This window comes from Paracoccus aeridis (genome assembly GCF_004923205.2).
GTDB lineage: Bacteria > Pseudomonadota > Alphaproteobacteria > Rhodobacterales > Rhodobacteraceae > Paracoccus > Paracoccus aeridis.
Window position 1 is genome coordinate 1 of sequence record NZ_SELD02000046.1, and the last position, 6784, is coordinate 6784.

Here is a 6784-nt window from a genome sequence, read left to right on the forward strand (position 1 = left end):
TCAAAAGCCTACTTCAGGGAGGACCACTTTTCAGGGGGCAGACCAGGAGGAACCGAGAACGTCATCATCTTCGCGACCGTGTCGCGCGGCGATATGTTGAATTCCGTCGCCGCCTGACGCTGGCTCATACCAGCAGCACAGGCCTGACGAACCTTGAGATAGAGTTCCACGCTGTAGATCCTCCCATCCTCCCTGCAGCCGCAGAAAGGGAAAAGGTGGACGACTTTTACGCCGCCCGCAGCAGCACCATGCCGCCGCTAACGTGGACTAATTTCGCACCGCCATTCTCACGCGATCTGGCCTATCTCGCCGAGAACGGCCTGTTGAAGGTCTCGGTCCGCCTTTATGGCGCCCTCCTCGAGCAGGGCAGCTACGAGGTGGAAGACGACAGACAGTGGTTCACCATTCCCGAGGATCGGTCGCCATTCCATGGGCTTCAGGATCTTCGCACCCATGATGTCTACCGCCTGTTCCATGAGGGATCGATCCGGGTCTCTCACTTCGACGCTCCCAAGGATCGCTATTGCGTCGTGCTGAAGCCCGAGGACGGGATCCTGGTGCATAAGGAAGAACTGGTCGTTCGGCGCGAGGAGCGCCATCGCGCCGAGGCCAGGCATGGGCTGGGCGGCAGAAGACGGACATCCGAGACCGTCTTCCAGCAACGCCACGAGTTCAGCGAGATCATTCTGGGCGAACGGACCTTCCTGCTCGGGCCGATCCAGGCGCGCGTGGTGCGCATTCTCCATGATGCCGCCTCGAGCGAATTGCCATGGCGGCATGGGAAGATGGTGCTGGCCGAGGCCGGCTCCTCCTGCACGCGCATGTCGGACCTGTTCAAGACGCAGCCTGAATGGCGCAAGCTGATCCAGTCCGACCGCCGCGGCCGCTATCGCCTCAATATCCGATTCTCCTGATCGACTGCCCGAGCCCGGCCACGCCGGGCTTTTTGTTGATGGCTGCGGGGGGGGGCATCCCCATAGGCGCTAACTTAAGGGTGGGCACTTGGAATCATGATGCAATTCCTCGGGCAGATGCGAACGACCGATTCCATAAACATTAACTGGCAGGCCCTGATCGGACTGGCAGTCTCTGATAACGCGGCTGTCGCAATCCGTTGATCTCGAAGCGACGGCGCGGGAGACCGGCGTGCGCATGCGGCGGCGTGTCTTTCCATCTGCGGCGAAACTGTCGAATCCGGGTTTCAGGACAGTTCTATCCGCTCTATCCCCTTGAGGAAGCGGTTGATCACGTCGAGTTCGTCGTCGGAAATGCCTTCGATCAATTCGGCATAGCGCGACCGGAGCTGATGGTATGCCGAAAGCAACCGCTCCTGCTGGCCCTCTACGGGTTCGATGATGATGCCGCGCCGGTCGTGGCTGTTGGGAACGCGCCGGACGAAGCCCGCCCGTTCCAGCCGGTCGATCGCCGCGGTCGCCGAGCCGGTCGAGATGCCGAGATAGTCCGACAGCATTGTCGGCGTCACCGGCTCGTCGGCCGTCTCCAGCAATTCCAGCGAAGCGAGATCGGTTCCGTGGATACCCAGCCTGCGTGCGACGGTGGCGTCCAGCCTTAGCACCTTGCGAAGCACCGACCGCAAATCGCGCCGCAACTGTTGCTCCTTTTCCAATCGGGAATCCGCTGCCCTTGTCATGTCGTGCCGTTGCATCTATATGGCTCTACCATAGAGTTACTTGACAGCACATATAATGCCGACTTGCCCACAGCGCCAGATGGATTGTTCCGCATGACAACCGAGAGGACCCCACAGCCTGGAGACGATGCCGGTGACGTTGAACACGCGCCGGCGACACCACTGGTCACCAGGCAAGATGCAAGTGAGCCGGAGCCTGAATCGGCTCCCGTCACCCTCGAGGACGAAGCTGCTCCCAATGCGGAGCCGTTGCCCGGAAATCGAGGAAACCCCGCAAAGAAAATCGCGGCGCTGCTCGTGGTTGTCCTGGCGGTGTTCGTCAGTTGGTATGCGGTCTCGGACCGGCTCGCGCCCTATTCGTCGAGAGGCACGGTGTCGGCCTATGTTGCGCAGATTGCCCCGAGGGTCGCCGGGCAGGTGACCGAAGTCTTCGTCGAGGACAACACGATCGTCGATCAGGACGAGCCGCTGTTCCAGCTCGACCGCCGTCCATTCGAACTGGCGGTCCGTCAGGCGGAGGTTGGTCTGGCGCAGGCCGTTCAGGCGACTGACGCCTCGGCAGCGGCGATCGCCTCGTCTCAGGCACGCGTGTCCCAGGCGCGGGCCAGTCTCGAGAACGCGCGCACCGCCGCCAACCGGACCGCGTCGCTCTTCGAGCGAGGAGTGGTGACCCAGGCGCAGGTCGACAACGCAAGGGCCGAGTTGCGTGTCGCCGAAGCCCAACTCGAAGCCGCCGAGGCCGACCTGCAAAGCGCCCTGCTGCAACTGGGCAAGGACGGCGGCGCGTCAAATCCGCAGATCATGGCGGCGCAACTCCAACTGGAGCAGGCGCAGCTCAACCTTCTCTATTCGACCGTCACCGCGCCGACCCGTGGCGTCGTCACCAACCTGCAACTTGCCATCGGTCAGTTCGCGGCGGCGGGCTCGCCCGTAATGACCTTCTTCGATTCGCGCGGAGCGTGGATCACCGCCGATCTGCGTGAGAACCAGATCGGCAACATCGAACCCGGCGACGAAGTGGAAATCCTGTTCGACGCCATGCCGGGCCAGACCTTCAGGGGGCGCGTCCATTCGATCGCATGGGGTATCGATCCGGGCCGCACCTCGGCCGGCGGCCTGATGCAGAACCGTCCGGAAAACCAGTGGTTCGAGCCGGCCCGCCGCATGCCGGTCCACATCGAGCTTGAGGGCGGCATGCAGGCGTGGCCATTGACCGTCAAGGCAGGCGCCAAGGTCAGCGTCGTCGTCTATGCGGGAGGGACCGGAACGCCGATCTCGGGCGTGGCCTCGACACTTCTCAAGATACAGTCCTGGCTATCCTATCTGTATTGAGGTCGATCCATGTATGTCGCACCGCGCCCGCATGTCGATGACGATCCGCTGTTCGCGGTCCGGCTGTCGAGCGCGGCGGTCGTCGGCTTCGGCCTGGCGATCCTGCTTCAGTCACCGATGCCGATGTTGCCCCCGGCGCTGATCGTCGGCCTGATGGCCGGCATGCGCAAGGCGTTCGATCCGAAGAAGGCGGTCGGCGGGCCTGTGGCGATGATCATCATGGTGATCTTGATATCCGGGCTGGTGGAATTGGCGCGGCCGATGCCGCTGGTTCTCATCACGCTGACGGGCGCGCTGTGCGTTCTGTCCTATTACATCATCCTCAGCACCGGCAACCCGATCGGCATGCTGGTCGCGATCGTCGCGGTTCTGATGTCCGTCATGCGCATGTCGTCCGCCGTGATGATGGACTACATGCGCGACGGCTTCATCGAGGCGAGCCTGTGCGCCCTTGTCGCCATACCCCTTCTCTACGCTGTGTTCCCGCCGCGTGCGAAGGAAATGATGGTCGAGATCTACCAGCCGGCCAGCGAAGGCCATCACGTGCTGCGCGCATTCATCCGGGGCGGCGTCCTGCTGCTCCTGTCGTTCTGGCTCTATGCCGTTCTCGATGCGGCCAATCTGATGCTCGCCGTCGCCGCCGTCTTCGTGCTGGTATTTCCGACACGCGAACAGCTCTATGCCGAGGCGTGGGAACGTACTCTCGCCACGATGATTGGCGCGGCGATCTCGTTCGCCATCCTCTATTCCTTCGACTACATGGCGCACTTTCCCGTCCTGCTGATCCTTGTGTTCCTGGGTGGTCTCTTTCTCGCGAGCCGGATGATGAACGGCTCCCATCCGCCGATGGTCTACCAGTTCGCTTTCTCGGTCATGATCTCGCTCGTGGCCGGCGCGTTGTCGACGCAGAACCCGGTTTCGGCCAGCACGCTGCGCATCGTGCTCACGCTTGTCGGAGCGGTCGGAGCCGCATTCCTGACAGCCCTCCTCGAACGCCTGTTGATCGGCGACGAAGCGCATGACAGGCTGATTGTCCCGGAGCCGTGATTGTCCCGCCAGCATAGCGGCGTGCCCGCGATCGGTGCAGGTCTTCAGCCCGGTGCAGTCGGGTCCAGCGTCATCCGGATCTGTCGCCTGATTGACACCCCTCCGCAAACTACCTACGAAAGGGAAGGCCATGCCCCACAAGCGTTAAGTCAAGGGGATGGTTGCATTCCTTGCATCAGCAGCCTGGTTCTTCCTGCGTCTCGGTGGATCGCAAATGTGGCGCATGATGCCGGCGAAGCTGTTCGAGATTTCGCTCGCCGTTCGCACCGTCAAGATAACGGTGAGGATCGCATGCCGTAGGAGGCTATGCAGCCGCCACAGCGACATGGGCCTGGTTGACCACGGTTTCGTCGTCGCAGGGGGGAGAGTCGAGAACGTCGGTGACGGCCTCTTCGATCATCAGCGCCAGGATAAGATGCGCCGTCAGCCAGGTTCTGGCCAATCGCACGTCCCTGGCCGGAAGCTTGTGGATGCCAAGACCACTCTTGAGACGCTTGAAGGCGAGTTCGATCTGCCAGCGCAGCCGATAGACGTCCAGAACGGCTTTAGCCGTCATGTCGGCTGCCGGGATCGACGTCAGCAACATGACGAACCCCGTCGCCGCGACGGTTGTCGGCAGCATGACCTGACTGGAACGGCGGCGCTGATGTCTACTTATTGCCGACTTCAAGGAGCGTTCCGCCGCTTCGGCATCTTTCCGTTTGATGATGAGCCTTGCCTGAAACAGAGGCTTGCCGCGTCCCTTCTGCTTGTGGCCAGAGTGTTCGATGAAGACATCGATCTCGCGGACTTGGCCAATCCGCATCGGCGCATAAACGGCATTCCAGTCGACCGGATGGCCATCCATAATGACGATGCGTATGGTGCGCCAACCTGAGCGGACGATGAAATCGGCGCCGGCGGCAATCACCTTTTCCAATGACGGCGCACGGGCATAGGCGAAGAGCTTGGCCTGAGGCCCGAGGAAATCCACGCCGACATGCTTCCGGAGGACAAGGTCCGGATGGCTGGCGAACTGGCTGCCCGCGGCAAGGTCGCCTTCGTCGGCGATGGCGTCAATGACGCAGCGGCCCTGGCTCGCGCCGATGTGGGTATCGCTATGGGCGCCGCCGGGTCGGACGTCGCACTGCAGGCGGCGGACGTGGCTCTTCTTTCGGAGGATATGGGGCGTCTTGCGGAAGCCCATCGCCTGGCGCGCCGCACCTCGCGGATCATCCGGCAGAACCTCGCCTTCGCCATGGGTGCGATGGCGATCCTTGTCACGGGCGGCCTGTTCTTCGAGCTTCCCCTACCGCTCGCCGTGATCGGTCGCGAAGGCGGAACGGTTCTGGTGGTGCTCAACGGCCTGCGCTTGCTGAGGGACCCTATCAGGCGCGGCAAAGCCAAGCCAACGTCACGAGATCAGGTCGCGACGGCCGCCAGCATCGTTGCTCCCGTCCAACGGCATGCCTACCGCAGGAAGATCCCGCGGCGCGCCGGTTGAACGCGACGACTCTCCAACTCGTTTCCGACATGGAGAAGGTTGGATATCAGGCCCATCCCCTCCGCCACTTGCCCCCGCGAAAGCGTTCTCGCGATCCGGCTGCGGCCAGATTTTTCCGTTGTTTTCGAGGGTTATGCGGGATGGGCTGAACACCGGCGTCGGCGCCAGGCGGCCCGGAAGTGGTCTCTCGGGGTCGATATTCTCCGGACCTCTCGACTGCGCGGATTTGGTGCAGAGCCTGCAAGCTGCTGAAAAGCAGAGGTAAAATTGGAGCCCAACCTAAACACTTCGATGCCAGTGGCGTTCGTGGAAAGGAACGGAAATCCAACTAACCACTGTGCGGCCAATGGTCGGTAGAATTCGCTCGTCCGTTCAGCGTTGGTCTAGGAAAGCTGAAATGGCCCTTCTTCCCACGTGTTTTGAGCAAACGCGTTCATCTGGATGCCCAGCCGCCCCGGATCCTCCACCAACAGGTATTTCCATGCACCGTGCTCACCGAGGCGATTAACGGCTTCCACCCATCGATCAGCTGCCTTCGCCTTAGCATCTGCGTCGTCCGTGACTTGGCCCTTGATCTCTACGATGACGTTTTCGTCTAGATCCGTGACAACGATGAAATCGGGGATGTAGCGCGAAAGCAGACCACGATTCCGGTAGGGGATCGTGAACCCCAGCCGGTCATTCTTGACCCACCTCTTCACGCCCGGATGGCTGTCGAGAAGGAAGGCGGCACTTTGCTCCCACTTCTTCGTGTCAGCCACCATCGCGTTCAGATGACACCTCGTGACTGGGTAGATCGGCTTCGTCGTGTGGAAATCGACGTAGAGCGTGCTTCCCCTACCGGCGGCACCTTGTGGAATGATGGCAACCTCGCCGCCGCCCGTTGCCGATCCCTTCTTGATGGCTTCCAAGAGAGAGCCAATCGCAGCCTGCATGTATTCTCCGACCAGCAGCACGTCGCACGGACGACTGTCGCCCTTTCGATCGAGCTTCTCTGCAAGGAAGCGCTTTGCTGCGAACGCGACCTTTGGGAAAAGCTGTTGAACCGGAACTGCTTCGGCGCCGTTGTCCGAGAGCCAGCGGTCGCAGATCTCACGTGCCAGCCTGAATGCAACCTGCTGATCGCGAAACCGGGCGCGCCAGTCCTTCAACGAGAGGATCGGGCGTTCACCCGGTCCGAATGCCGCCAATGTCCCGTCAGGTGTTGTTAGAGGGGTCAGCTCAACTGGCCTGCCCCCCTGAGGTGGTCCGTTTGTAATCTTAGTGCATGA

7 protein-coding genes and 1 pseudogene are annotated in these 6784 nt (G+C 61.8%); 4 read left to right on the forward strand and 4 right to left on the reverse strand.

Going from position 1 to position 6784, the window contains the following annotated elements:
• Window positions 1–8 precede the first annotated feature (8 nt).
• Window positions 9–170, reverse strand: a complete 162-nt coding sequence (locus ELI80_RS13630; RefSeq protein WP_136652530.1) for a helix-turn-helix domain-containing protein — start codon at window positions 168–170, stop codon at window positions 9–11.
• A gap of 45 nt (window positions 171–215) precedes the next feature.
• Between ELI80_RS13630 and ELI80_RS13635 the strand changes: the two genes are divergently transcribed.
• Window positions 216–914, forward strand: a complete 699-nt coding sequence (locus tag ELI80_RS13635; protein ID WP_036732777.1) for a hypothetical protein — start codon at window positions 216–218, stop codon at window positions 912–914.
• A gap of 287 nt (window positions 915–1201) precedes the next feature.
• Here the strand turns inward: ELI80_RS13635 and ELI80_RS13640 are convergent, their stop codons facing one another.
• A complete protein-coding gene (locus ELI80_RS13640) occupies window positions 1202–1627 on the reverse strand; it encodes a MarR family winged helix-turn-helix transcriptional regulator (RefSeq protein WP_161596482.1) in 426 nt (141 codons plus the stop codon).
• A gap of 117 nt (window positions 1628–1744) precedes the next feature.
• On the opposite strand from ELI80_RS13640, the gene ELI80_RS13645 reads away from it, so the two are divergent.
• Both ELI80_RS13645 and ELI80_RS13650 read left to right on the forward strand, forming a co-directional pair.
• On the forward strand, window positions 1745–2983 hold the full coding sequence (locus tag ELI80_RS13645; RefSeq protein ID WP_081969108.1) for an HlyD family secretion protein: 1239 nt from the start codon (window positions 1745–1747) through the stop codon (window positions 2981–2983).
• A 9-nt stretch (window positions 2984–2992) separates the two neighbouring features.
• Complete coding sequence (locus ELI80_RS13650; RefSeq protein WP_036732773.1) at window positions 2993–4030, forward strand: FUSC family protein; 1038 nt, start codon at window positions 2993–2995, stop codon at window positions 4028–4030.
• A 304-nt stretch (window positions 4031–4334) separates the two neighbouring features.
• Here ELI80_RS13650 and ELI80_RS13655 read toward each other — a convergent pair whose 3' ends face one another.
• A complete protein-coding gene (locus tag ELI80_RS13655; RefSeq protein WP_328592254.1) occupies window positions 4335–4877 on the reverse strand; it encodes a transposase in 543 nt (180 codons plus the stop codon).
• 87 nt (window positions 4878–4964) lie between these two features.
• Here ELI80_RS13655 and ELI80_RS13660 point away from each other — a divergent pair.
• Window positions 4965–5513 (forward strand): annotated as a pseudogene (locus ELI80_RS13660) (HAD-IC family P-type ATPase); the annotation flags it as partial.
• Between the two features lie 383 nt (window positions 5514–5896).
• Here ELI80_RS13660 and ELI80_RS13665 read toward each other — a convergent pair.
• On the reverse strand, window positions 5897–6784 hold an 888-nt coding region (locus tag ELI80_RS13665), incomplete at its 5' end, for a PDDEXK family nuclease (RefSeq protein WP_500048777.1).